This window comes from Stenotrophomonas sp. YJH_SMC_69, from assembly GCF_059370495.1.
In genome coordinates, this window is sequence record NZ_JCAFTS010000002.1 from 44,848 (window position 1) to 66,643 (window position 21,796).

Consider the following 21,796-nt stretch of genomic DNA (forward strand, 5'->3'; position numbering starts at 1 on the left):
GCGGCCTGATTCTGCCCGCTGCGATTACGTGCTCGCCTTCCCCCGGTCCAGCTGCCGGTAGCCAATGGCCTCGGCCAGATGCGCCGTCTGGATCGTTTCGCAACCCGCCAGATCGGCAATCGTGCGCGCCACCCGCAGAATCCGGTGCATCGCCCGCGCCGACAGCTGCAGGCGCTCGATGGCCTGTTCCAGCATGTCCTGATCTGCCTCGCTCAGTCGGGTACAGGCCCGCAGTGCCGCCGGCGGCAGATGCGCGTTGAGCCCGCCACGCACCTGCTGCTTGGCATGGGCGGCTTCCACCCGTGCACGTACCGCCGCACTGGGCTCCCCCAGCGGCGTGCTCTCCCGCAACTCCACTGCGTCCATACGGGCCACACTGATATGCAGGTCGATACGGTCCAGCAACGGGCCGGACACGCGCGCACGGTAGCGGTTGATGCGCTCATCACTGCACAGGCAGCGGTTGCTGCGGTCGCCAGCCCAGCCGCAGGGGCAGGGATTCATCGCCGCCACCAGCTGGAATCGCGCTGGATACTGCACGCTGCGTGCCGCGCGGGCGATGCGGATGTGGCCGGATTCCAGCGGCTCGCGCAGGGTCTCCAACGCACTGCGGTTCCACTCCGGAAGCTCATCCAGGAACAGCACGCCGTGATGGGCCAGCGAGATTTCGCCAGGGCAGGGCGGATTGCCGCCACCCACCAGCGCCGCCGCGCTCGCACTGTGGTGCGGTGCCCGGAAGGGCCGCTGCCGCCATCGTCTTGGGTCCAGCCCTTCGCCACTCACCGAGGCAATCGCGGCCATCTGCAACGCCTCGGCTTCCTCGGTATCCGGCAACAGGCTGGGCAGGCGCGAAGCCAAGAGCGTCTTGCCGCAGCCAGGGCTGCCGATCAGCAGAAGGTGATGACCCCCCGCTGCGGCAACCTCCAACGCGCGCCGTGCATGCGCCTGCCCCCGCACGTCGGCCAGATCGGGCAGGGGCAACGGTGTCGTGTCCACGCGCTCCACGGGCGGCAGCAGGCGCGGATTGCCCAGACCGGCACAGCACTCCAGTAGCGTGCGCGCCACGCGCACATCCGCGTGCTCGGCCAGCGCCGCCTCGGCGGCATTGCCGGGCGGCACCACCAGGATGCGGCCGGCATCAGCCGCCGCAATCGCAGCAGGCAGCGCTCCGGCCACCGGCCGCAGTTCGCCGGTCAGCCCCAGCTCACCTAGGAACTCGTATTGCAGCAGCGACTGCGGATCGACCTGGCCACTCGCGGCAAGAATGCCCAGCGCGATGGCCAGGTCGTAGCGCCCACCTTCCTTGGGCAGGTCGGCAGGCGCGAGGTTGAGCGTGATGCGCCGCTGCGGAAAGTCGAAGCGTGCACAGAGCAGCGCGGCACGCACGCGCTCGCGGGATTCGCGCACGCTGGTCTCGGCCAGGCCGACAATCTGGGTGGCGGGCAGGCCGCCAGAGAGGTGCACTTCCACCCGCACCAGCGGGGCATCGACCCCGGCGCGGGCACGGCTGTGGACCAGCGCCAGGCTCATGTGTGGATTCCTGCAGAAAGACGCCTGATGATGCGGCAGGTAATCTGCGTGGGACTATCGGGGTTTGCCGGCAATGCGTCTCGGGGTATTTCTGCCTGCAAAGGGTGCAGCGTGCGCATCGAGGGCAAATGATCTGTGCAGCGCGGCTCTGCGATGGCGGTCTCGCAGGCCTTGCGTCAGACAAGGCGTACTACAGGGCAGTGAAGGAAAGGAACGAGCTGAAATGCAGTGCATTCGAGTAATGATGGCCCTCTCGCTCGCCATGGGCCTGCCGGGGTGCCGGGATGAGGTGGAGAGTTCAACGTATCCCATTGGCCAGACGGGAGAGACGTGCACAGCCTACAAGGGCTTCGACCGCCAGCCGCCTGAAGTAGTTGTGGCCGAGCTTGCCAAGAGAGGGTTGGATAGCAGCCGTTTGGTGCATAGGACAGTCTGCGGCCCGATCACAAGTTGGGACATTCTCCCCGCAGGGGCGTCGATCGATCGGATACCTCCGCCAGACGCATATGTAAGCGTCCACCTGCTGGAAGACGGCTCGGTTTCCGTCAGTACAGACCGCCCCTGACGTTGGCGCCGCCCTTGATGATCGAGCGGCGGGGGAACAGACAAAAGTATGGATGGGCTCGCAGGCGGGGCGAGTGGCACCCAGGTGGGCTGGAAGGGTGACAACGATACGACCCTGCGTGCTGAGAGCGGCACCAGGACAGCGGCGGAGTAGACATTGAGTTTTCCACATGTCAGGAGTACCCGGGAAATGTACAGATTCAAGGCCGAAGTCGTTTCCATAGAGGAAGATGACTACTGCATCGTAGTTGGCTTGGCCGACAGCTCGACGAATCCGTCTCGTTACGTGGTATTGCAGAACGCGAAGGCGTATGACGACCAGGACGAAGAGTTGGGCATGGCGCACGCCCATATCGAGGTCGGTGGAGGTCTTGAGCCTTGCTATGGCGGTCTGGTGCATATCTCTCTGCGGCGCATGGAGCTTGAGCTGTCTCTCTCCGAAAGTGCACAGAGGAAGCTTGGGATCACTGGTGGGATTGCAGTGACACTGAAAACGTTGGAAAACGGCAGCAAGCTGAAGGCCGCGTTGCGGAAAATCTGTGTTGCGGAGGGTATTCCGCTTGATCTGAACTCGTCTGGACCGGATTGAGTTCATGCTGTGCCGCACTGCCTGCGAGAGGCGGGCTGAGCGGGGACAAGAGGCAGCAGGTCCGGACAGGCGAATGTGTTCCGGCTCATTTTCAAAGCCGGGGGAGTGGCATGAAAGCTGACGAATTTGTATCCGCTATCCAGCGCTATGTGCTTGAATCATCCGTGGGTAGTACGATCTCGAACCTGGCGTATCCACCGGGCCGTCGGGTGGCCCCAGACCTGTTGGCACCGTCCGAATGGTCCAACAGCTTGTCCGCTGTAGAAGCCGACATGTTGCGAGCCGTTGCCGGTGAAGCTGCCCGTTCGGCGGTCTTCGGGTTTCTGGCGGTGCTTGATGGCACCCGTGTCATCGATTCAGAGAAAGGCACCTTCGAGCTTCACCATGTGGGTCGCGAGAAGCGCCTGGCGAATCCGTCTGGCATCGATCTACACGACCTGCTCGAATAGGTGGGGGATGCGCGCGCAGCACTGGCATGGAGCGTGGGACTGATGAAACTGAACTTCGTGGCGGACTGCGACTGGGAGTCGCATGTTGGCAGGATAAAAAGTCATTACGTAGAGCGCTCCGCCACATTCGAGTCCAGGAGCTACGGGAACGAAGTGGCTTCTGTGGCATTGCTTTTCGTGTGTCGAGATCCCGAGCTGGATTTCAAGCGAAGAGTGCAGTTTCGGCGAAAGAAGGCGGAGTTCTATACCGATGTGATGCTTGACCTGCCGACCATCGTTCCGCTCTCGATGAAGGAGAAAATGCGGTATGTCTCCCGCGAATTGCTTGAGCAGTTGGCGGAGCAACTGGGCAGGGTGAAGTTCAAGGACTTCGACCATGCAAGGTTTCTGATGGATCTGAAGGTATGGCTGGAGGACATCGATAGCCGTTACAACGGCCAATCGTCGGGTGCATGGCACTATGCCTCGGGCGAGGCGTCCTAGTCGCTCCGGAAGTCACCGATGCTCACTTGCTGGTCAATTTTCTCAACGGAATGAGGGATCCATTGCAGCGCTATCTTTGTGATCTGGATGTAACAGGCAATCTTTCGGCGGGCCGCGATGTCGAGCAGCTGCTCTCCGATCGATATGAGTTGGATCAGCGTGTGATTCGCTTTGTCTCCATTGAGCAGGCCAATCTGAACGCCTGGAGGGTTCGTCTTTGCGAAGTATTTGACAATGGAGCGCCTGGCTTCATCGATGTGTACGAGTTCGAGGCGGTGGATCCTGATCATCCCTTTGGTACCGAGTGGACGTTTGATTCGGTTGACGGCGCCTTGAGGTTCGCGCGGGACGTGCTGAGGACCAATCAGGGGCGCTATGTGAACCAAGGACTGATTCAAGACGAGTACAAGGACCGCTATCGTCCGGAATGGTGATACGCCTCTGGAACGAGTGGGCTATCCGAGTCAAGAATGCTCTGTGATCATTCTTTCAGATGGATGGACGAAGTTGTCATGAAGACACGCAGACTCATCTTGATTGCGCTGGGTATGTTGCCTGCAGCAGCAGGCTTCCCCGCAGGGAATCCACGCGTGGACTTTGTATCGAAAGCCTTCCGCGATGGAAGTTTCATCCCGCATGTCTACAGCGAGAGGGATTTCCTGCGCCGCTATGGTGATGGCGAGCTGGTCGTGGATGCCACAGGACTGATGCGGCGTAGATACCTGGATCCCACTACCCGATTGGAGGTGCTGATCACCTCCAACCCTGACGTGGCTCCGCAGTTCCGAACCATTGATGAGATCCGCGTTTCATCGATCAGCGCGGCGCAACCCACTGCAGGTAGAACCGAGAGCCTGCGCGGCGTGAAGCTGAAAGGCGTTGCGATGGGTGATCCGGCGTCCGAGGCCATCGGCACAGCACGCAGATATGGCCAGCGGAAGACAGAGCAGGCAACGCTGGGGGGCTTCGATGTCGAGCGCACCTGTGGGTTCTCGGAAGGTGGATCGAGCATTTGCTTCTACGTTCGGGATGGGAAAGTGGTTGCGATGGCGCTGGGGTTTGGCCCCTGACCAGTTGCTGTGCCGCATGCGGTGCAGGCACAGCGCAACCGTGAGCGTCAGCCTACGAGGGCACTTCAGCGCTGAGGTAATTGGTGGGAGCGGCCTGGCGGTCGGCTGGCGCCCCAAGCAGACACCGCTGCTCATCCAGCACCAACCCATTGAAGCGCCCAAACCGTGCCTCAACCCACGAACGCCCCGCGCTTTCCACCAGCAACCGCCCCTGGCTCTGGTGCAGATCCAGCCAACGCTCGAAGCTGATACGCAGACGCTCGATGTCCGGCGCGCGCCACCGTGCATCGGCAGGCATGCGGATCAGCACGCGCGAGGGCGCGTTCTCCACGTCCATCACCAGCACGCCCTTGCAGCGGATCTCGAAGGATGTCGCCCCGGCATGGCGCGCGTGCAGTTCAAAGCCCTCGTGGGCCTTCGCGGTCACGAAGCCGCGGGCATCACTGTGCAGCAGGCGGTAATCGGCCGGCTGCAGCTTTTGGTAGGCCCACACCTGATCGCCCGCAGGCTCGGGCCAATCCACCCACATCGCGCCGATCACCGCGATGCACATCACCGCGATGCACATCACCGCAGCGGCCAGGCCGAGCTTCTTCATTCGTCACCCCACACACAGGCAGAAAGGTCCGCGCGATAAGCGCGCTCAGTCCTTGGGTCGCATCCGCTCGTGAATGAAGGCGGTCAGCGCCAGATCGGCCATCACCAGCCCCTCCATCACCCGGTCGCCCACGTACTGCTCTGGCCCGCCGTTCTGGCGCGTGCGCTCGGCCGCCAGCAGGATCTCCTGCACGATGCGCTGGCCGGTGAGTGCGCAGTCGGCGTCGGACAACGCCATCTGCCGGCCACGCAGGTGATGGCGCTCAGGCCACGGCTGGCCATCGGCCGCAGCGCCTGCGCCAATGGCGTGCAGGATGGCGATGAGGCTGTTGGGGTCAGGGCTCGGAGCGCGTGACGGCGCTTCCTGGATCGGGCGCGGGGGAGGGGAGTGCGGCGTGGTCATGGCGGGCTCCGTGCTTGCAGGCAGAAGCCGCCACCGATAAAGGTGGCGGACAGGGCGTGGCTCGAAAACCGGTTGCTAGACAAAGCCGGCGGGCACGAGGCCCCCACGCCCCGCCCGCCATAGCCGGCAGACGGATTGCCAGCCGGCACCACGCGCGGTGGTGCCGGCTGGCAAGCGCAAACTTACGTCTAGCAATCCGGGTTTTCGAGTCCCGACCACCGATGCACGGTGGCGCAGTAACGATTACCTGCTGTTGTGCGGAATGCCAACGGGTAGGGGTCAATGCCGCCAAAACCCGAGACGCTTTTGGCATTGTCGCATAGCACCGGAAGCGGCGAGAGCCTTGGCGTGCTTGGCGCAGCGGCACTTCTGGAACGGAGTCGTCAGAACCTTCCGCTAGAGACGCAGGGAGCGGCAAATGCGACAGCACTTGGTAGGCGAAAGCGTATTGCTACTACCAATAGCGGCGCCTGGCTAGCCAGTCGAATCTGGCCGCTCGCGGAACCAAGCCCCGAACTGGCCGTGGTGCGCGAAGTGGCGCAGTTCGAACTGACGAGATTCGTGAATGACGTGCCGCCATCGGGCACAGCCGTACTTCTTGGGGGTTTGTTCCGGGTGGTGCTCTGCTACCCAGCGAACGGCTGTGTCCACACTCACCCAGCCGTCGATCGCCCGTTCTCGGAAGGCCTGTCTCAGCGCACTGACAATACCTGTGAGCGGCCAATGGATCTGCCCATCAGGCGCGATGCCGTTGACCATAAACTCATGGAACTGGGGAGAGTGAACCAGCTCCGCAAAGGCTTTCGCTCCCCGCGCAACATCTGCCGCAAGTGCACGCAGCCGTTGAAACTGGCGGTCGATCTGAGCGTAGGAACGGCTGAGTGCAGCCTGTGCCTTCAGGCATCCTTCGACAGTCTGGATATCGTATTGCTCGATGAAGTGGTGAACGAGCACGTTCCTGAGGTTCACCAGTTCGCGCAGGTCGGCTTGCAGCGTTGCATGGGATTGCTCTGGAAACTCTAGCCCCATGTGCAGAGCGACGAAGCTTGAATTGCTGTCGTAACCCGATGGGCCGTCAGGGGCTTCGCTGCCCTCTTTGACCACGCATTCGGCAGTCAGGTGACCTACCAGCACCCCCATGGTCTTGCCGCTGATCTCTGCTTTGCGCTTGTCCAAAGCCATTGGGAGTGTTTCCGGCGTACCGAACAACTTCTGAAAGGCGAGCATGGATCTCATCAGTTGCTCGCACTGCTGAAGTCGCAGAATGCAACGGCCAAGAAGCTGTTGCACTTCGTGCTGTGCACCGACAATGTCATTCTGGTCGACGGCGGACATGGCAAACCTGAGCATGGGACACGTCGACTTTACAGCCAGAGATGGTGGAAGCTCAGGCTGGACCAGAATGATGAGGTTGTTGTCTGCATCGCTTGCGGGCATGAGTGACTTTCTGCCTATTGACCCCTTAGGGCGTCGCGCAGAAGGTGACTACCTCTGTAGTCAGCCGGAGCCACCCTGCCCCGATCAGGAAGGTTCTGCGGTGTTTGAACGGATTCCACCCACTGGCGCAGGCCAAACAAGGACCACTATACGTGTCACACCGCAGCCGACTGCTTCTCTGTGCGGGTCTGGTCCCGCTTCCGTGGTTCCTGTTCTGGACCAGCGTTGCCGCCCTGTTCGCGCCGGGCTACAACCCGCTTGCGCAGCACGCCAGCGAGCTGCTGCAGGCGCCAACGCTTGCAAGCATCTGCGGCAGGATCGCGGCTATCGGCTCCGGTATGGGCTTCGTGGCGTTCTCCATCGGGGTATGGCGGGAGTCCGGTCGCCGGATTGCCGTAGGCGCAATCTGCTGGGCGATCTTTGGCATCTCCATGCTGACCAACGGGCTCTGGCCCATGGGCCACCCGATGCACGGCTTCTACACCATCGGTATCGCCAACATCGTTGCACCGGCGATGTCGCACATCGAACTGAGCGCGTGGTCGGCCAACCGAAGGGCGTACGCCGTGACCGCTGTGGTGAGCATCGCGGGGATTGTCTATCTCTGGTTGAACGTGGTGGGGGCGGATCCGGAGGGATTCAGGGGGCTGACACAGCGCCTCTTCTCGTCGATCAACTCGCTGTGGCCGTTCCTCGTGGGGCTGTACCTGATGCGGCGGGGTTCAAGCGCGCTGAAGGCGCAGGCTGCGCATTGATGGGGGCGCGCGACAGGAACATAGAGGGCCGAACAAGGACTTCTCGATTCTCCGGCCCCAGCTCAAGGTGATCTTCTCGGGATTCATGCCAGTGTGCTCGCTGTTCAAGCCGTGGGTGCTCTTCAACCATCTGTTCCTTGATGCTGGCACCACGGGTGGCAAGAGGGGGAAGGTCGTGCGCGCCTTCTGCTATAAGTAGCGCAACCGCGCCCAGAGAAGGCTCTTGCGATTGATGCCCGCTCTTGGCTGAATGCAAACGTGCCGGCGCCAGACAACGCGACCCGGAATGCTAGAGGCCGCTCTCGATCCGAAGCGGACGTTCGTCCCCTTCAGCCCTACGCGACACCTGCCAGTCCAGTGATTCGTCTACCTGAGGTTCTTGGTTCTCAATGATCGATCTGCCTTGTCCATCGTGTGGCTTCCTGACCCTGGAAGACGTCTACGGGTCCCATGCCATATGTCCGATCTGCAACTGGGAGGATGACGGAGTGCAACTTGCCAACCCCACATCCACCGGCGGAGCCAACGGCGAGTCTCTGGCGCAAGCGCAGCAGAATGCTCTTTCCAGTTTCCCCCTTGGCGTCGAGGTCGCAAGCGGCTTTCGCCGCGGATCTGGCTGGCGCCCTTTGTCCAGCACGGAGATCGGGCACTACGAAGCTCTAAGGGGCGGCAATCACTGGCACAGCAAGAGTGTCTCGTACGAGAAGGAGGCTTACTGGTCGATGCTGGGCGTTCTTTCGATCTGAAGCACTTCGCGGCTCAACTCATGGCGTTCGCGAATGTCCACCACTGGCCGAGAGCGGACATTGGCTCGCGCAGGGTATTTCCTGTGGATCACTGACCAGCCAGCGACCCGTAGCGGACATGGCCCAAATGTCTTGAACGTGGATTTCGCGGGGCTTCTGATCCTATGCCTGGATCTGGCCATGCGCCGGCTTGATGGCCGAACCCAGCCACCCTAGGATCGCGCTGTATCAGGGGAAAGTACGCCACATGGTGCTTTGTGGGCAGGTCGTATGACCGGATCCAAGGGTCCATCCATCAGGGAGTCAGGTCCCATGAGAAACATGACAGTGCTCCTACTCGTGCTTGCGATTGCCAGCGCAGCTGCAGTCGCGGCGGATCGCCCTTCGGCACAGGCCGTGCTCAATCGCGTTGCCAACGAAGGGGGGCGCAAGGTGCTTTGGGACCTGTGGCAGCACGAGCGGGAGTTTGGGCAGGTCACCGCTGGCATCGAGTAGGCGATCCTGCATGGCTTGAGGTTGCGGCTGCGCTAAAGCCGTTTTCAGATGCGGGCGCCTCGCTATCCATCAATTACGCGGTAGCCCGTGCATTGCCCAAAACGCCAGAGCGGGTCTTGGCATTGACCACCCAGGGATTCAAGGTCGAGGACATCTGCACATCGCCGTTCATCGAGCCAGATCCGGGAGTCGCGGAGGCGTATGAACGACGTACGCTTGCGGCACTTTCACGACTGAAGGGCACATCGGTTGCGTCCGTTGCGGCAGAATGCGCGGCGCAGGTCCGCCTTCCGGATGGGGCTTGATGATTTTTACGGCTGGGCTTTTTGGACATGTTCAAGTAGGGACCGGCCAGCCCTCCGTTTGAGCCCAAGCCGATTCCCCCGGTTCGGCCTATTCCGAAGCTGCTGTCGTCCGGTTCCGGCCGGAATCTGGCATCAACGAGGCCTACGCACCTGGAATACGTTCCGAAAAGGACAGCTGGATTCCCATGGCAGCATTCGATCATTCCCTGGTAACCCTCCGATTCTTCGGGGATGACCTCCTACCCGAAGAAGTCAGTGCCTTGCTCGGGGCGACCCCGACCGCATCGCATCACAAGGGCCAGGAACTCAGAGGCAGCCGATCAGGCACCGTGCGTATCGCCAGGACTGGAAGCTGGCAACTTGATGCGGAGCGTCGTGAGCCTGAATATCTGGCCGCTCAGATCTTCGAGATCCTCGATCAACTCACCGGCGATCTCGCCGTATGGCAGGCTCTGGCACGCTTCCGGCCTGATCTGTTCTGTGGCCTTTTCATGTGCAGCAGCAACGGTGGTGTCTCGCTTTCGCCTCGCGCGCTGCTCGCCTTGGGTGAGCGCGGCATTGAGCTCGGGCTGGACATCTATGAAGCCGATGAAGAAGTGCGCAACGCCCAGCGCCAGCAGGCCATCAGTTGATGATCTCCCCACTCCCCGAAGCAACAAACGCCTTCAACTGCCGAACGAACTCCGCGTCGTAGGCTTCCCACTCCGTAACCTCCCCAACCACCCGCAACGGCTGCGCACTCCGATACGATCGCGTCGGGTTGCCGGGAAACTTCTTGTTGGTCACATTCGGATCGTCTTCAAACGGCCCGGTCGGCTCCACCACATACACGCGCGGCCGCCCTTCACCGCGAGCCATCTCCGCGGCCAGCCCGGCGCCTTTGGCAATCGTGGTGAAGTAGATGTGGTTCATCACCACATTGTCGCGATAGTTGGACCGGAAGCCCGCACACAGCAACTCGCCCACGGCGAGGTCAGCGCGGGTGCCGTGATAGAACGGCCCGGCGACCTGGTCGCAGGTGTCATGCGAAACGGGTGTCCAATCGGTGTCCTGCGCCATCGCTGCTGCCCCTCTCTGTGCTGCCGGATCGACAGTCCGGCGAGTCTAGGGCGCCCGGTGGGCCTTGCTGCAAGGCCCCATCCGGGAAATAATCTGTAAACGGGAGGCGCGGTGCGCCTCCTTTTTTCATTCTGCGGCGCCGCGCCCTGCCAGCTCGCGCACGGCCGTTTCCAGCGCGTCCACCTTTTCGCGGGTCTTCAACAACACCGCGCGCTGCACTTCGAACTCCTCGCGGGTGACCAGGTCGAGCTTGGCCAAGCCGGCCTGCAGCGCGCTCCTGAAGGTGGCCTGCAGTTCCTCTCGCGATTCGCGCAGGCCCGGGGGCACCAGGTCGCTGAGGCGACGGGCGAGGTCATCGATTTGATTTAGGTCGATCATGGGGAGGGGGCCGTGGGGTAACAGCCGGTTCGATCTTCAGCCCGCCGAGTTAAACCACGCATGAAACCTTGTGATGGCCTCCTCAGTCCATTCCCTAGGACTTTTCGAGCACAAAGGCAGTGGCTGGCGGGGCTTGTTAGGAAAAGGGCTACAGGTCATTGACCGGGCGTACGATGCGCGCAACAGGATTTCGACGCTAACGTTCCCCGATGGGAACGGAAGCCAGACTTGGAGTTACGCCGCAGATGGGCTTCCAACACAGGTAGTCACGCTCGCCAATACCAATCAGAAGGGGACAGTCACTGTCGATCTCAGCAAGGTCGACAGCCCAAAAACGGGGGCGCAGGTGATCGCCCAAGAAGATCAGCACGATATTGATACGGCGGAGCGTGGACGCCCCGCGGCCACCAGTGATGAGGTTCGTGCCACAGAGCGGAGTGCCTACGGCACGGAGGCGGTTGTTGCTAAAGGCCTCGGGATCAACATCAGCAAGGATGAACAGGCCAAGGGGGTGGAGGGTTCTGTTGCAAACTGGGAAGCGCGTCAGCCCAAGACCGAGAAGGACAAATGATTATGAAATCAGCGTCATTAGTGCCCATGCTGGGCCTGCTGCTATCTGCATGTGCCAGTGGGGGGGCGACAACCGTAAAGGATGATCCTCATGATGAAGTGCTGTGTGCCATCGCTAAGAGTCCCGGCGAATACGATCGGGACGAGGTCGTGTTGTCAGCTCGATATGTAACGGATAACCGCCACGAAGAGGTTCTGCGCAACTCCCACTGCAGCGATGGCGCACGAATCCTCGATATCGGCAAGCATGGGGCCGCCAGTTCGGTCGCACGTTTTTACGCCGAACAGAAGCGCATATGCCTGGAGCGTAACAGTCCTGGGCTGTGCAATATCTCTGCCAGCGTGCAGGTGTCCGGGCGGATTCGGCTGACGCAGGATCGTGCCGTGTTCGATCTCGAGGATGTGAGGCACTTCGCGTTTGACGATGAGCGGTAGTCTGCTTTTCGCCTCGCTGTCTGGCGAAAGTGGCGTCAACTCAATCTGATGTCGAGCGCCCTTCCAGCTCGCGCACGGCCGTTTCCAGCGCATCCAGCTTTTCGCGGGTCTTCAACAACACCGCGCGCTGCACTTCGAACTCCTCGCGGGTGACCAGGTCGAGCTTGGCCAGGCCGGCCTGCAGCGCGCTCTTGAAGGTGGCCTGCAGTTCCTCGCGCGATTCGCGCAGGCCCGGCGGCACCAGGTCGCTGAGGCGACGGGCGAGGTCATCGATTTGATTCAGGTCGATCATGGGGTGCTCCGTGGGGTGGGCCCGTGCATCCGGCGCGGGCAGGCCGTTCGGGCACAAGGATACTGCCGGCACCCACTGCCCGGACAGGCGGCAGCGGCTTCGCACGGGCCGTGTTCAGGCGCTATCCTCCACGCCGGAAGACAGGAGATAGACGATGAAGATGGTCATGGCGGTGATCAAGCCGTTCAAGCTCGACGACGTGCGCGAAGCGCTGGCCGAGCGTGGGGTTACCGGGATCACGGTGACGGAAGTGAAGGGCTTTGGTCGCCAGAAGGGCCACACCGAGCTGTACCGTGGCGCGGAGTATGTGGTCGATTTCCTGCCGAAGGTGAAGCTGGAAGTGGCGGTGACCGATGACCAGGTGGAGGCGGTGGTTGAGGCCATCGTGAAGGCCGCCGGCACCGGCAAGATTGGTGACGGCAAGGTGTTCGTGTACGACCTGGGCAGCGTGGTGCGTATCCGTACCGGCGAGTTGGACGCGGACGCGTTGTAACCCGCTCGGCGGGATGTTGTAGAGCCGAGCCCATGCTCGGCTGCATTTCGCGCGATGCAGGAACAGCAGCCGAGCGCGGGCTCGGCTCTACAAAGAGCGGTAAAGCGGTCGAGCGAGCTCGCCCCCTACCGCCGCTTGGCCCACTTGTAGAACCGCTTCCAGCCCTGGCGCACGGCGGCGACCCAGCCCGGGTCGGCCACCAGTGCGGCCTGCGCGGCACTCGGCGCCTGGCCGGTCACGCGCTGGCGGATCTTCAGCAGGTTCTTCATGTCGCTGCGGCGCATCTGCCGGCTCAGCGGGCCACGGCGCAGCCAGCGGGGTACGCGCCAGGCGGAGGTGAAATCCATCAGGACCGGCACGCCCCCACTGACCACCACGTTGGTGCCATGCAGGTCGTTGTGGGTGATGCCGGCGGCGTGCAGGCGGCTGAGCGCGTGCTGCAGCTGCTCGAACACTTCATTGCCCACGGCCTGCGCGGTGCTCAGGGTCTGGCCCGGGATGAACTCCATACCCAGTGCCAGGCCACCGAGGGTGCCGAGCAGCGCGGGGGCATGCTTCCAGCCGCCGAGGCGCTGCAGCATGCGGGCCTCGCGGCGCACCATCAGTCGCGCGATCAGCGAAACGGGAGTGCCGCGGTAGCGGGAGTAGTCCTTGATGACCGCCTCGCGCCCGTCCAGGCAGGTGCGGTAGACGTCGGGGGCCAGGAAACGTTCGCCGCGCTTGAGCAGCAGCGGGGAGGCGGCATCATTGCCGCAGGAGGAGGAGGGAAGAGCAGGAAGATGCATGTCGGGGTCTCGGACGACCCGGTGGGTGGCGCAAAGCGTCAAGCGAACCGGTGTTACAGGGAGTTACTAAGTTTTCGTTAATTTTAGTACTCGCCAGTTCGCTATTCCACGATTTGTCGGAGAAATGTCGGGGTCGTGGCTGGAACAGTTCGTCACGCAGAATCGGACAATTCCGTCTCACTTATAAGGATTGCCCCGCTGGATCAATGAGTTGGGCGCGCTTCCAGCCCATTCATCGGCGGCGCGCTGAACGCCACGCACGTCCAGCTTGACCCCGGCGCGCGCCCTGCCGACCATAAGCTGTTAACCCGCGACATCGGCGGCCGCCCCCCTCCGGCACGTCCCCGTCCCCTGCCGCGTTCCGAACCGGTGCTGGCCGCCTGGCCGTGCATCGCCCCGTTTCCCGTTCCGGCCGCGGCTGGAGGAAAGTGCTTTGATCATCAAAATCGTCATTGCAGCGCTGTTCGTGGCCTGCGTGCTGTACATCCACTTCCGTGGCAAGGTCCGCGCGCGCTGGTCGCGCCAGCTGCTGGACCACTCCAGTTTCATGGCCCCGATCAACGTGGTCATGTACATGTTCTCGAAGGTGCCGACCACGCCGTTCCTGGACCCGGGCAAAGAGTTCCCGCAGCTGGAGCCGCTGCGCCAGAACTGGCAGATGATCCGCGACGAGGCGCTGGCGCTGCGCGACGCGCAGAAGATCGCTGCCTCCAGCACGTTCAACGATGCCGGCTTCAATTCGTTCTTCCGTCGTGGCTGGAAGCGCTTCTACCTGAAGTGGTACGGCCCGTCGCACCCGTCGGCGAAGACGCTGTGCCCGAAGACCACGGCGCTGATCGAGTCGATCCCGGACGTGCGTGCGGCGATGTTCGCGCAGCTGCCACCGGGCAGTGAGCTGCGCCCGCACCGCGACCCGTTCGCTGGCTCGCTGCGCCTGCACTTGGGCCTGAGCACGCCCAACGACGATGCCTGCTACATCGAAGTGGACGGCATCAAGAAGAGCTGGCGCGACGGCGAGTGGATGATGTTCGACGAGACCTACATCCACCATGCGCACAACGAGACGCTGCAGGACCGGGTGATCCTGTTCTGCGACATCGCCCGCCCGCTGCGCTTCGGCCTGCCGGGCCTGTTCAACCGCGCGGTGGCGGCCACGCTGCTGGCCGGTGGTGCATCGCCGAACCTGCCGGGTGACCCGACCGGTGGCGTCAACAAGGCGTTCGGCAGTGTCTACAAGGTGCGCCTGAAGGCCAAGGCACTGCGCGAGCGCAGCGTGGTGGCCTACCAGCTGATCAAGTGGGGCCTGGTGGTGGCGGTGATTGCGGGCATCTGGGCGCTTTGACTGTAGAGCCGAGCCCATGCTCGGCTGGGTTTACCGCAACCTGTCCGAAGAGCAGCCGAGCGTGGGCTCGGCTCTACAGAAAGCAGAAAACCCGCGCTGTCGCCAGCGCGGGTTTTTGTTTGGATCAACCCTTCAGTGCCGCCTGCACGAACGGCGGGGTCACCAGCACGCCGGTGTGCAGCGCGGCGGTGTAGTACAGGGTGTTGAAGGTCTTGGCGGCCGAGTCGGCCTGGCGGAAGTCGAAGCTGCTGTCGCCCTTGCGCGCCATGGTCACGCTCCACCAGCCGGTGGGGTAGCACGGCTGCGGGAACGGCAGGGTCTTGAACGAACCGAAGCCGGCCTTGCCCATCTCGGTGCGCATTTCGTTGATCAGGTCCAGCTGCATCAGCGGCGATTCGGACTGCTGCACCAGGATGCCGTCGTCCTTCAGGGCCTTGAAGCAGCTCTCGTAGAAGGCCTTGTTGAACAGGCCTTCGCCGGGGCCGACCGGGTCGGTCGAATCGACGATCACCACGTCCACGCTGCCGGCCGGGCAGTTGGCCATGTAGGCCACGCCGTCGTCGAACAGCAGCTCGGCGCGGGCGTCATCGTTGGAGTCGCACAGTTCCGGAAAGTGCTTGCGCGCCATCACGGTGACCTGCTCGTCGATGTCGCACTGGGTCACGCTCTCCACGCCGCTGTGCTTGAGCACTTCGCGCAGGGTGCCGCAGTCGCCGCCACCGATGATCACCACGCGCTTGGGCGCAGCGTGGGTGAACAGCACCGGGTGGCTGATCATCTCGTGGTAGAAGAAGTTGTCCTTGCTGGTCAGCATGATGGCCCCGTCGATGGTCATCAGGTTGCCCCAGTCGGTGGTCTGGAAGATCTCGATCTTCTGGAACGGCGACTGCACCTCGTCCAGCTTGCCGGTGATGCGGTAGCCGATGGCCGAGCCGGTGCGCTCGAAGTGTTCGATGTACCAGTTGTTGCTGTCAGTCATTGGAAAACAGTCCTGTTCGGAGGGGTGGAGCCGGGCTGGCGGGCGGGGCCGCGTGGCACAGATGCCACATCCGGACGGATCGGCCCGTTCAGGTTGGAACCTGTCACGGGCGCGGGCGCGCATGATAACGAACCTGTGGGCATATAGGCGTTATCATGCCCCCCCTTTTATTGCCAACAAGGCCGACTGAAATGACCGATTGGTCCCTCGACCAAGCCCGCAAGACCTACTCGATCCCGCATTGGGCGGACGGTTACTTCGACGTGGATCAGGCCGGGCACATGGTGGTGAGACCGACCGGGGCGGACGGCCCGGTGGTATCGCTGCCCAAGGTGGTGGACGCTGCGCGCGCGGCCGGTGCCAAGCTGCCGCTGCTGGTGCGCTTCCCGGACATCCTCGGCCAGCGCCTGGGCAAGCTGCAGGCGGCCTTCGCCCAGGCCCAGCAGGACTGGGAGTACAGCGGCGGCTACACCGCCGTGTACCCGATCAAGGTCAACCAGACCCGCGGCGTGGCCGGCACCCTGGCCAGCCACCACGGCGAAGGCTTCGGCCTGGAAGCGGGCAGCAAGCCCGAACTGATGGCCGTGCTGGCGCTGTCCCGCCCGGGTGGCCTGATCGTCTGCAACGGGTACAAGGACCGCGAGTACATCCGCCTGGCCCTGATCGGCCGCAAGCTGGGCCTGCAGACCTTCATCGTCATCGAGAAGCCGTCCGAGCTGAAGCTGGTGCTGGAAGAGTCCAAGGCGCTGGACGTGAAGCCGGGCCTGGGCGTGCGCATGCGCCTGGCCTCGCTGGGTGCCGGCAAGTGGCAGAACAGCGGTGGCGACAAGGCCAAGTTCGGCCTGTCGCCGCGCCAGCTGCTGGACCTGTGGAAGTCGCTGCGTGACACCGAGTACGCCGACTGCCTGAACCTGCTGCACTTCCACATGGGCTCGCAGATCTCCAACGTGCGCGACATCGCCAACGGCATGCGCGAAGCCACCCGCTACTTCGTGGAGCTGTCGCGCCTGGGCGCGAAGATCACCCACGTCGACGTGGGTGGTGGCCTGGGCGTGGATTACGAAGGTACCCGTTCGCGCAGCTTCTGCTCGATCAACTACGGCCTGCATTCCTACGCCAGCAACATCGTGCAGCCGCTGGCCAATGCCTGCGAAGAGTTCGGCCTGACCCCGCCGCGCATCGTCACCGAGTGCGGCCGCGCAATGACCGCGCACCACGCGGTGCTGATCGCCAACGTGTCGGAAGTGGAAGAGGCACAGGAAGGCCGCGTGCCGGACCAGCACGACGACGAGCCGGCAGCGATCCGCCACCTGCGCGAGATCCACGACGAACTGGACGTGCGCCCGGCGGTGGAACTGTTCCAGGAAGCGCAGCATTTCCATGCCGAAGGCCTGGCCAGCTACGCGCTGGGCCAGATCGATCTGCCGCAGCGTGCGCGCATCGACGACCTGTTCTACGCCATCGCCCACGGCGTGCGCGCGCGCCTGAGCTACGACGAGAAGAGCCATCGCCCGGTGCTGGACGAACTGAACGAGCGCCTGGTCGACAAGTACTTCGTCAACTTCAGCGTGTTCGAATCGATCCCGGACGTGTGGGCGATCGACCAGGTGTTCCCGATCGTGCCGATCGAGCGCCTGGATGAAACCCCGGACCGCCGCGGCATCATCGCCGACATGACCTGCGACTCGGACGGCATGGTGGAAACCTATGTCGAGAACGAGAGCCTGGACAGCTCGCTGCCGCTGCACAAGATGAGGCCGGGCGAGAGCTATCGCATCGGCTTCTTCATGGTCGGCGCCTACCAGGAAATCCTGGGCGACATCCACAACCTGTTCGGCGATACCGACGCGGTGGAAGTGCTGGCCGATGCCGATGGCTATGCCATCACCCAGCAGCGCCGCGGCGACACCACCGACGTGATGCTGGACTACGTGGGTTACCGCCTGGACGAACTGCGTGCGACCTATGCGCAGCGCGTGGCTGCAGCGCAGCTGTCGCCGGAACGCGCACAGGAACTGTCGGACGCGCTGGAAGCCGGCCTGACCGGTTACACCTACCTGTCCGACGAACCGCTGGTGTGATGGACGGCGCCGGGTTTGCCCGGCGCCACCGTTGCCGATGAGCGCGCGCGCGATCTTCCACCTGTTCCTGCATGCCGCCGTGCCAGCGTTGCTGGCATGGCTGTTCTGGCGCAAGCGCTTTGCCTCGGCGTGGCTGCTGATGCTGCTGGGCTGGATCATCGACCTGGACCATCTGCTGGCCGACCCGATCTATGCACCGAACCGCTGCAGCATCGGGTTCCACCCGCTGCACACCGCACCGGCCATCGCGGTCTATGCCGGGCTGTGCGTGCCGAAGAAAACGCGGTTGTTCGGTATCGGTCTGATCATCCACATCGTGCTGGACGCGATTGATTGCTGGTGGATGCATCATCGTTGATTTGCAGCGAACACCTGCTCTGGTAGATGCCGACCTTGGTCGGCGCTCTTCGCGCTGCCTGTAGAGCCGAGCCCACGCTCGGCTGCGTTTCGCACTGCCCCGAGCCGAGCATGGGCTCGGCTCTACAACGGCGCATCCAGGTCGATCTATTGCTTGACGATGCCTGGCAACCACAACGTCGCGCGCAGGCCCGGCTGCGCATTTTCCAACGCCACGCGCCCGCCATAACTGGCGGCGATATCGCCGACAATCGCCAACCCCAGCCCGCTGCTGCCTTCGCGCTCGTCCAGCCGCACACCACGCTGGGTGACCCGTTCCAGCGCGTCTGCGGCCAGGCCGGGGCCATCGTCGCGCACTTCGATGCGTAGCTGCCCTTCGCTGGTTTCCGCTTCGACAGTGACCTGCTGTTGCGCCCAGCGCCCGGCGTTGTCCAGCAGGTTGCCCAGCATCTCCTCCAGATCCGCACTGGCGCCGGCGAACTGCAGCGCCGGATCGATGCCTGCCGCCGTGAACGTGATGCCACGTTCGCCATGCACGCGTGCCATCAGCCGGCACATCGCCTGTGCGACGGCCGCCACGTCGGTGCGCTGGCGATGGTCGGCAGCCAGTCCTGCAGCCAGGTAACGGTCGACACTGGCCTGCATGCGCGCACTCTGCTCGCGCACGGTGGCACGCCAATGCGTGCCGTCGCTGTCAGCTTCGGTGGCCAATACGCTCAGTGGAGTCTTCAGCGCGTGCGCCAGATCCTGTGCACTGGTGCGCGCACGCGCGACCATGCGTTGCTGGTGGTCCAGCAGCGCGTTGAGTTCTTCACCCAGCGGTGCGACCTCCGCGCCCAGTCCCTGTGTGTCGATGCGCTGCGCATCGCCGCGACGTACCCGTTCCAGCTGCGCACCGAGGCGATGCAGCGGGCGCAGGCCGAAGTGCACCTGGCTGGCCAGCACCGCCAGCCACGCCGCGACCAGCACGCCCAGTGCGATGGCGGTGCGCTTGCGGAACGCGGCAACATCGGCATCCAGCGCGCTGCGGTCGGTGGCGACCACGGCCACGAACGGTTCGCTGGCGCGTGGCAGGCGCACCTGCTGCACGCGTGCACGCAGGAATTGTTGCAGCGGCCCGGGCAGATTGCGCGTGGCCGGCCCGGCGGCCTTCGCCGGCAGGGTTTCATCCCACAGCGAGCGCGACTGCAGCAGCACGCGGCCATCGGCACCGGCGATCTGCCAATAGGCACCGGAAAACACGCGCTGGAAGCGCGCATCATTGGGTTCCTGGCGCAGGCGCAACTGCCCGTCCGGGTCCACTTCGGCCTGTGACAGCAGGGTCAGCATGTCCTGCTGCAGTTCGTGGTCGAGGCGGTCGCGCGCGCTGCGCTTGAACAGCTCGCCCAGCAGAGCGCTGGCCAGCAGCGAGACCAGCAGCAGCCCGACGCCGCCGGCCAGCAGCAGGCGCCGCCGCAGCGACGGTTGCCGGTTCATGGCTCGGCCAGCCGCCAGCCCTGGCCGCGCACGGTCTGGATCAGGTCGATGCCGAGCTTGCGGCGCACGCGTCCGAGCAGCACGTCCAGTGCGTTGGAGTCCGGGTCGTGGCCGCCGTCGAACACCTGCTCGCCCAGCCGGTCGCGGCCGATCACCTGGCCGCTGTGGTGGATGAAGTAGCTGAGCAGGCGGAATTCCTGCGGACTCAGTGGCAGCGCCTGTCCATCCAGCTCGAAGCGGCCGGCGTTGACGTCCAGCTGCAGCGGGCCGCAGTGCAGGCGCGGGCTGGCGTGGCCATGGCTGCGGCGGATCAGGGCGCGCAGGCGCAGCACCAGCTCATCGGCCTGGAAGGGTTTGGTGAGGTAATCGTCGGCACCGGCATCGAAGCCGGCCAGCTTGTCGTGCCAGCGCCCGCGCGCGGTCAGCACCAGCACCGGAAAGCTGCGGCCGTTGCCGCGCCAGCGCTCGATCACGCTCAGCCCGTCCAGCCCGGGCAGGCCGAGGTCGACGATGGCGGCCTGGAGGTCTTCGATCTGCCCGATTTCTTCGGCCTCGCGGCCGTCAGCGACCACCGCCACCACATAGCCGGCCTGTTCCAGCAGGGGCACCAGGCGCTGTGCCAGTGCGGCATCGTCTTCGGCCAACAGGATGCGCATCAGTCGTCGAGCTCCGTCTTCAGCAGCTTTCCGCTGCGCGCATCATAGTCCAGCTCCACCACCACGCCGTCGCCGCGCAGGATCTCCACTTCGTAGACGCCGTCGTCCAGCTCCACTTCCAGCAGCTGGCCGGGGTAGCGCTTGAGCGCATCGCGCACCACGCTCTCCAGCGGCACGTAGCGGCCCTGCTGCACGGCGCGACGCGCGACCTGCTGCGCCGGGTCCTGCAGGGGCGCGGCGGCGGTCGGGGCGTTGGCCAGGGCCAGCAGCAGGGGCAGGGTGGCGAGCATGCGGGTAACGAAAGAGAGAGGGGTACAGGCGCGAGTGTGGCGGGGATGACTAACAGCCGGCTAACAGCCACGGCTACGGCGCTGTTAACCGGGCCATGCATCGTGGCGTTGCCGGGATGGTCCGGCCACGAACAGGAGAACCCCCATGTTGAAGTCGCTCACCCTCGCCACTGTTGCCCTGCTCGCCGTCGCGCCGGCCGTACAGGCCGCGCCGCTGGGCATGGCCCAGGTTGAACAGACCCTGCGCAAGGCCGGCTACACCCAGATCCACGAGATCGAACGCGATGATGGCCTGTGGGAGGCTGACGTGAGCCGCGCCGATGGCCGCTTCAGCGAGGTCTACGTTGACCCGAAGACCGGCGAGATCTTCGATGAGCACAGCGGCCGCGCGCTGCTGACTACCGAGCAGGTGCTGGCACGGGCGCAGTCGCATGGCCTGCGCGAGATCCATTCGCTGGAACGCGATGGTGCGACCTGGTCGCTGGAAGCCCGCAATGCCCGCAACCAGAAGGTAGAGGTGCGCCTGAGCGGTCATGATGGCCGCATCCTGCACAGCGAGCGCGATGGCTGGCTGGATTGACGTTGGCCTCTGTAGAGCCGAGCCCATGCTCGGCTTTGCGGCCAACCGTAGCCGAGCATGGGCTCGGCTCTACAGGGGCTGGCTTACCAGCCGTACGGCGGCGGGTAATCCCAGCCCGGCCCGCGGCCGTAGTAGCCGCCATACGGGCCGAAGAAGCCCGGGCCCTTGCCCTCACTCACGTGGATGTTGAGGTTGACCCCGTGGGTCTTGCCTTCATCGGTGGTGTAGTTCTTGCTCAGGTTCAGCGTGGCCGCGTTGTAGTGGCTGTTGCCGCCGTTCTTCGAATAGCCGATGCCGGTGGTGAAGCTGCCGGACACCTTGACCTTGTCGTCGGTCACGTCGGCGATCTTCGCATCGTCGTGCACGCGCGGGCCGCTCTTGTCACCGTAATAGGTGCCGGGCGGGTCCTGCTGCAGGGCCGGGTCGTTGAGGTAGCGCATCGGCGCCTGCGGCAGCGTCAAGTCCAGGCCGGCAGCCTGCGGCGCAGTGGCGCCAGCGGCGGACTGGGCCAGCACGGTTCCCGGCAGGGCCAGGCACAGCAGCAGGGTCAGGGGGCGGATCATGACGGCGCTCCAGCGGACAGGTGGCCACGCAACACGC

Annotated in this window: 28 protein-coding genes; 15 read left to right on the forward strand and 13 right to left on the reverse strand. The window is 63.9% G+C overall.

What is annotated here, in order from left to right; all coding sequences use genetic code 11:
- Positions 1-24 precede the first annotated feature (24 nt).
- Entirely contained in the window at positions 25-1,530 is a 1,506-nt protein-coding gene (locus tag AC5P8F_RS03260) for a YifB family Mg chelatase-like AAA ATPase (RefSeq protein WP_445978664.1), read from the reverse strand.
- Positions 1,531-2,284: 754 nt separating this feature from the next.
- Between AC5P8F_RS03260 and AC5P8F_RS03265 the strand changes: the two genes are divergently transcribed.
- From AC5P8F_RS03265 to AC5P8F_RS03285, 5 genes are all read left to right on the forward strand, one after another.
- Positions 2,285-2,683, forward strand: coding sequence for an Imm10 family immunity protein (locus AC5P8F_RS03265; protein ID WP_495220101.1), 399 nt, complete (start codon positions 2,285-2,287; stop codon positions 2,681-2,683).
- Between the two features lie 110 nt (positions 2,684-2,793).
- Positions 2,794-3,132, forward strand: coding sequence for a hypothetical protein (locus tag AC5P8F_RS03270; protein ID WP_346601269.1), 339 nt, complete (start codon positions 2,794-2,796; stop codon positions 3,130-3,132).
- Positions 3,133-3,174: 42 nt separating this feature from the next.
- Positions 3,175-3,615, forward strand: coding sequence for an Imm44 family immunity protein (locus AC5P8F_RS03275; RefSeq protein WP_049441965.1), 441 nt, complete (start codon positions 3,175-3,177; stop codon positions 3,613-3,615).
- Positions 3,616-3,641: 26 nt separating this feature from the next.
- A complete protein-coding gene (locus AC5P8F_RS03280; RefSeq protein WP_136191751.1) occupies positions 3,642-4,049 on the forward strand; it encodes a hypothetical protein in 408 nt (135 codons plus the stop codon).
- A 78-nt stretch (positions 4,050-4,127) separates the two neighbouring features.
- Positions 4,128-4,685: a hypothetical protein gene (locus AC5P8F_RS03285; RefSeq protein WP_136191752.1), complete on the forward strand. Its 558-nt coding sequence runs from the start codon at positions 4,128-4,130 to the stop codon at positions 4,683-4,685.
- A gap of 52 nt (positions 4,686-4,737) precedes the next feature.
- Here the strand turns inward: AC5P8F_RS03285 and AC5P8F_RS03290 are convergent, their stop codons facing one another.
- The 3 genes from AC5P8F_RS03290 to AC5P8F_RS03300 form a co-directional block, all read right to left on the reverse strand.
- Complete coding sequence (locus AC5P8F_RS03290; protein ID WP_495220100.1) at positions 4,738-5,283, reverse strand: cold-shock protein; 546 nt, start codon at positions 5,281-5,283, stop codon at positions 4,738-4,740.
- Between the two features lie 45 nt (positions 5,284-5,328).
- Positions 5,329-5,685, reverse strand: coding sequence for a hypothetical protein (locus tag AC5P8F_RS03295; RefSeq protein WP_495220099.1), 357 nt, complete (start codon positions 5,683-5,685; stop codon positions 5,329-5,331).
- 474 nt (positions 5,686-6,159) lie between these two features.
- Complete coding sequence (locus tag AC5P8F_RS03300) at positions 6,160-7,020, reverse strand: OST-HTH/LOTUS domain-containing protein (RefSeq protein WP_495220098.1); 861 nt, start codon at positions 7,018-7,020, stop codon at positions 6,160-6,162.
- 254 nt (positions 7,021-7,274) lie between these two features.
- Here AC5P8F_RS03300 and AC5P8F_RS03305 point away from each other — a divergent pair, with 254 nt between their 5' ends.
- The 3 genes from AC5P8F_RS03305 (at position 7,275) to AC5P8F_RS03315 (ending at position 10,055) form a co-directional block, all read left to right on the forward strand.
- Complete coding sequence (locus tag AC5P8F_RS03305) at positions 7,275-7,877, forward strand: DUF998 domain-containing protein (protein WP_495220097.1); 603 nt, start codon at positions 7,275-7,277, stop codon at positions 7,875-7,877.
- Between the two features lie 389 nt (positions 7,878-8,266).
- Positions 8,267-8,623: a CPCC family cysteine-rich protein gene (locus tag AC5P8F_RS03310; RefSeq protein ID WP_032958808.1), complete on the forward strand. Its 357-nt coding sequence runs from the start codon at positions 8,267-8,269 to the stop codon at positions 8,621-8,623.
- A 985-nt stretch (positions 8,624-9,608) separates the two neighbouring features.
- Positions 9,609-10,055: a DUF4279 domain-containing protein gene (locus AC5P8F_RS03315; protein WP_495220096.1), complete on the forward strand. Its 447-nt coding sequence runs from the start codon at positions 9,609-9,611 to the stop codon at positions 10,053-10,055.
- On the opposite strand, the gene arr is transcribed toward AC5P8F_RS03315, so the two are convergent.
- The gene (arr, locus tag AC5P8F_RS03320; protein WP_262224444.1) at positions 10,048-10,482 is read right to left on the reverse strand and encodes an NAD(+)--rifampin ADP-ribosyltransferase; all 435 of its coding nucleotides are present in this window, start codon (positions 10,480-10,482) and stop codon (positions 10,048-10,050) included. The genes AC5P8F_RS03315 and arr overlap by 8 nt on opposite strands.
- Positions 10,483-10,608: 126 nt before the next feature.
- Complete coding sequence (gene ubiK, locus AC5P8F_RS03325) at positions 10,609-10,860, reverse strand: ubiquinone biosynthesis accessory factor UbiK (RefSeq protein WP_262224443.1); 252 nt, start codon at positions 10,858-10,860, stop codon at positions 10,609-10,611.
- A gap of 73 nt (positions 10,861-10,933) precedes the next feature.
- Here ubiK (AC5P8F_RS03325) and AC5P8F_RS03330 point away from each other — a divergent pair, with 73 nt between their 5' ends.
- Both AC5P8F_RS03330 and AC5P8F_RS03335 read left to right on the forward strand, forming a co-directional pair.
- Positions 10,934-11,431, forward strand: coding sequence for a hypothetical protein (locus AC5P8F_RS03330; protein WP_495220095.1), 498 nt, complete (start codon positions 10,934-10,936; stop codon positions 11,429-11,431).
- Positions 11,432-11,457: 26 nt separating this feature from the next.
- On the forward strand, positions 11,458-11,865 hold the full coding sequence (locus tag AC5P8F_RS03335) for a hypothetical protein (protein WP_481453027.1): 408 nt from the start codon (positions 11,458-11,460) through the stop codon (positions 11,863-11,865).
- A 40-nt stretch (positions 11,866-11,905) separates the two neighbouring features.
- On the opposite strand, the gene ubiK (AC5P8F_RS03340) is transcribed toward AC5P8F_RS03335, so the two are convergent.
- On the reverse strand, positions 11,906-12,157 hold the full coding sequence (gene ubiK / locus AC5P8F_RS03340) for a ubiquinone biosynthesis accessory factor UbiK (RefSeq protein ID WP_049441951.1): 252 nt from the start codon (positions 12,155-12,157) through the stop codon (positions 11,906-11,908).
- 154 nt (positions 12,158-12,311) lie between these two features.
- On the opposite strand from ubiK (AC5P8F_RS03340), the gene AC5P8F_RS03345 reads away from it, so the two are divergent.
- Positions 12,312-12,650: a P-II family nitrogen regulator gene (locus tag AC5P8F_RS03345; protein WP_005411374.1), complete on the forward strand. Its 339-nt coding sequence runs from the start codon at positions 12,312-12,314 to the stop codon at positions 12,648-12,650.
- A 125-nt stretch (positions 12,651-12,775) separates the two neighbouring features.
- Here the strand turns inward: AC5P8F_RS03345 and AC5P8F_RS03350 are convergent, their stop codons facing one another.
- The gene (locus AC5P8F_RS03350; RefSeq protein ID WP_495227609.1) at positions 12,776-13,435 is read right to left on the reverse strand and encodes an RIO1 family regulatory kinase/ATPase domain-containing protein; all 660 of its coding nucleotides are present in this window, start codon (positions 13,433-13,435) and stop codon (positions 12,776-12,778) included.
- Positions 13,436-13,871: 436 nt separating this feature from the next.
- On the opposite strand from AC5P8F_RS03350, the gene AC5P8F_RS03355 reads away from it, so the two are divergent.
- On the forward strand, positions 13,872-14,777 hold the full coding sequence (locus tag AC5P8F_RS03355) for an aspartyl/asparaginyl beta-hydroxylase domain-containing protein (RefSeq protein ID WP_185741902.1): 906 nt from the start codon (positions 13,872-13,874) through the stop codon (positions 14,775-14,777).
- Between the two features lie 124 nt (positions 14,778-14,901).
- On the opposite strand, the gene speE is transcribed toward AC5P8F_RS03355, so the two are convergent.
- Entirely contained in the window at positions 14,902-15,756 is an 855-nt protein-coding gene (speE, locus tag AC5P8F_RS03360) for a polyamine aminopropyltransferase (RefSeq protein WP_014648709.1), read from the reverse strand.
- A 191-nt stretch (positions 15,757-15,947) separates the two neighbouring features.
- On the opposite strand from speE, the gene speA reads away from it, so the two are divergent.
- Positions 15,948-17,837, forward strand: coding sequence for an arginine decarboxylase (speA, locus tag AC5P8F_RS03365; protein ID WP_014648708.1), 1,890 nt, complete (start codon positions 15,948-15,950; stop codon positions 17,835-17,837).
- Between the two features lie 37 nt (positions 17,838-17,874).
- Entirely contained in the window at positions 17,875-18,195 is a 321-nt protein-coding gene (locus tag AC5P8F_RS03370; RefSeq protein ID WP_005411369.1) for a DUF6122 family protein, read from the forward strand.
- A gap of 146 nt (positions 18,196-18,341) precedes the next feature.
- Here the strand turns inward: AC5P8F_RS03370 and AC5P8F_RS03375 are convergent, their stop codons facing one another.
- From AC5P8F_RS03375 to AC5P8F_RS03385, 3 genes are read right to left on the reverse strand one after another with little or no spacing between them, the layout of a single operon-like run.
- A complete protein-coding gene (locus tag AC5P8F_RS03375) occupies positions 18,342-19,670 on the reverse strand; it encodes a sensor histidine kinase (protein ID WP_227863690.1) in 1,329 nt (442 codons plus the stop codon).
- A complete protein-coding gene (locus AC5P8F_RS03380; RefSeq protein WP_111205620.1) occupies positions 19,667-20,326 on the reverse strand; it encodes a response regulator transcription factor in 660 nt (219 codons plus the stop codon). The genes AC5P8F_RS03375 and AC5P8F_RS03380 overlap by 4 nt, the downstream gene beginning before the upstream one ends.
- A complete protein-coding gene (locus AC5P8F_RS03385; RefSeq protein ID WP_049403791.1) occupies positions 20,326-20,616 on the reverse strand; it encodes a PepSY domain-containing protein in 291 nt (96 codons plus the stop codon). Before AC5P8F_RS03385 ends, AC5P8F_RS03380 begins: the two co-directional genes overlap by 1 nt.
- Before the next feature lie 145 nt (positions 20,617-20,761).
- On the opposite strand from AC5P8F_RS03385, the gene AC5P8F_RS03390 reads away from it, so the two are divergent.
- A complete protein-coding gene (locus tag AC5P8F_RS03390) occupies positions 20,762-21,196 on the forward strand; it encodes a PepSY domain-containing protein (protein ID WP_032958820.1) in 435 nt (144 codons plus the stop codon).
- Positions 21,197-21,279: 83 nt separating this feature from the next.
- On the opposite strand, the gene AC5P8F_RS03395 is transcribed toward AC5P8F_RS03390, so the two are convergent.
- Positions 21,280-21,759, reverse strand: a complete 480-nt coding sequence (locus tag AC5P8F_RS03395) for a hypothetical protein (protein ID WP_014038776.1) — start codon at positions 21,757-21,759, stop codon at positions 21,280-21,282.
- Positions 21,760-21,796: the final 37 nt, after the last annotated feature.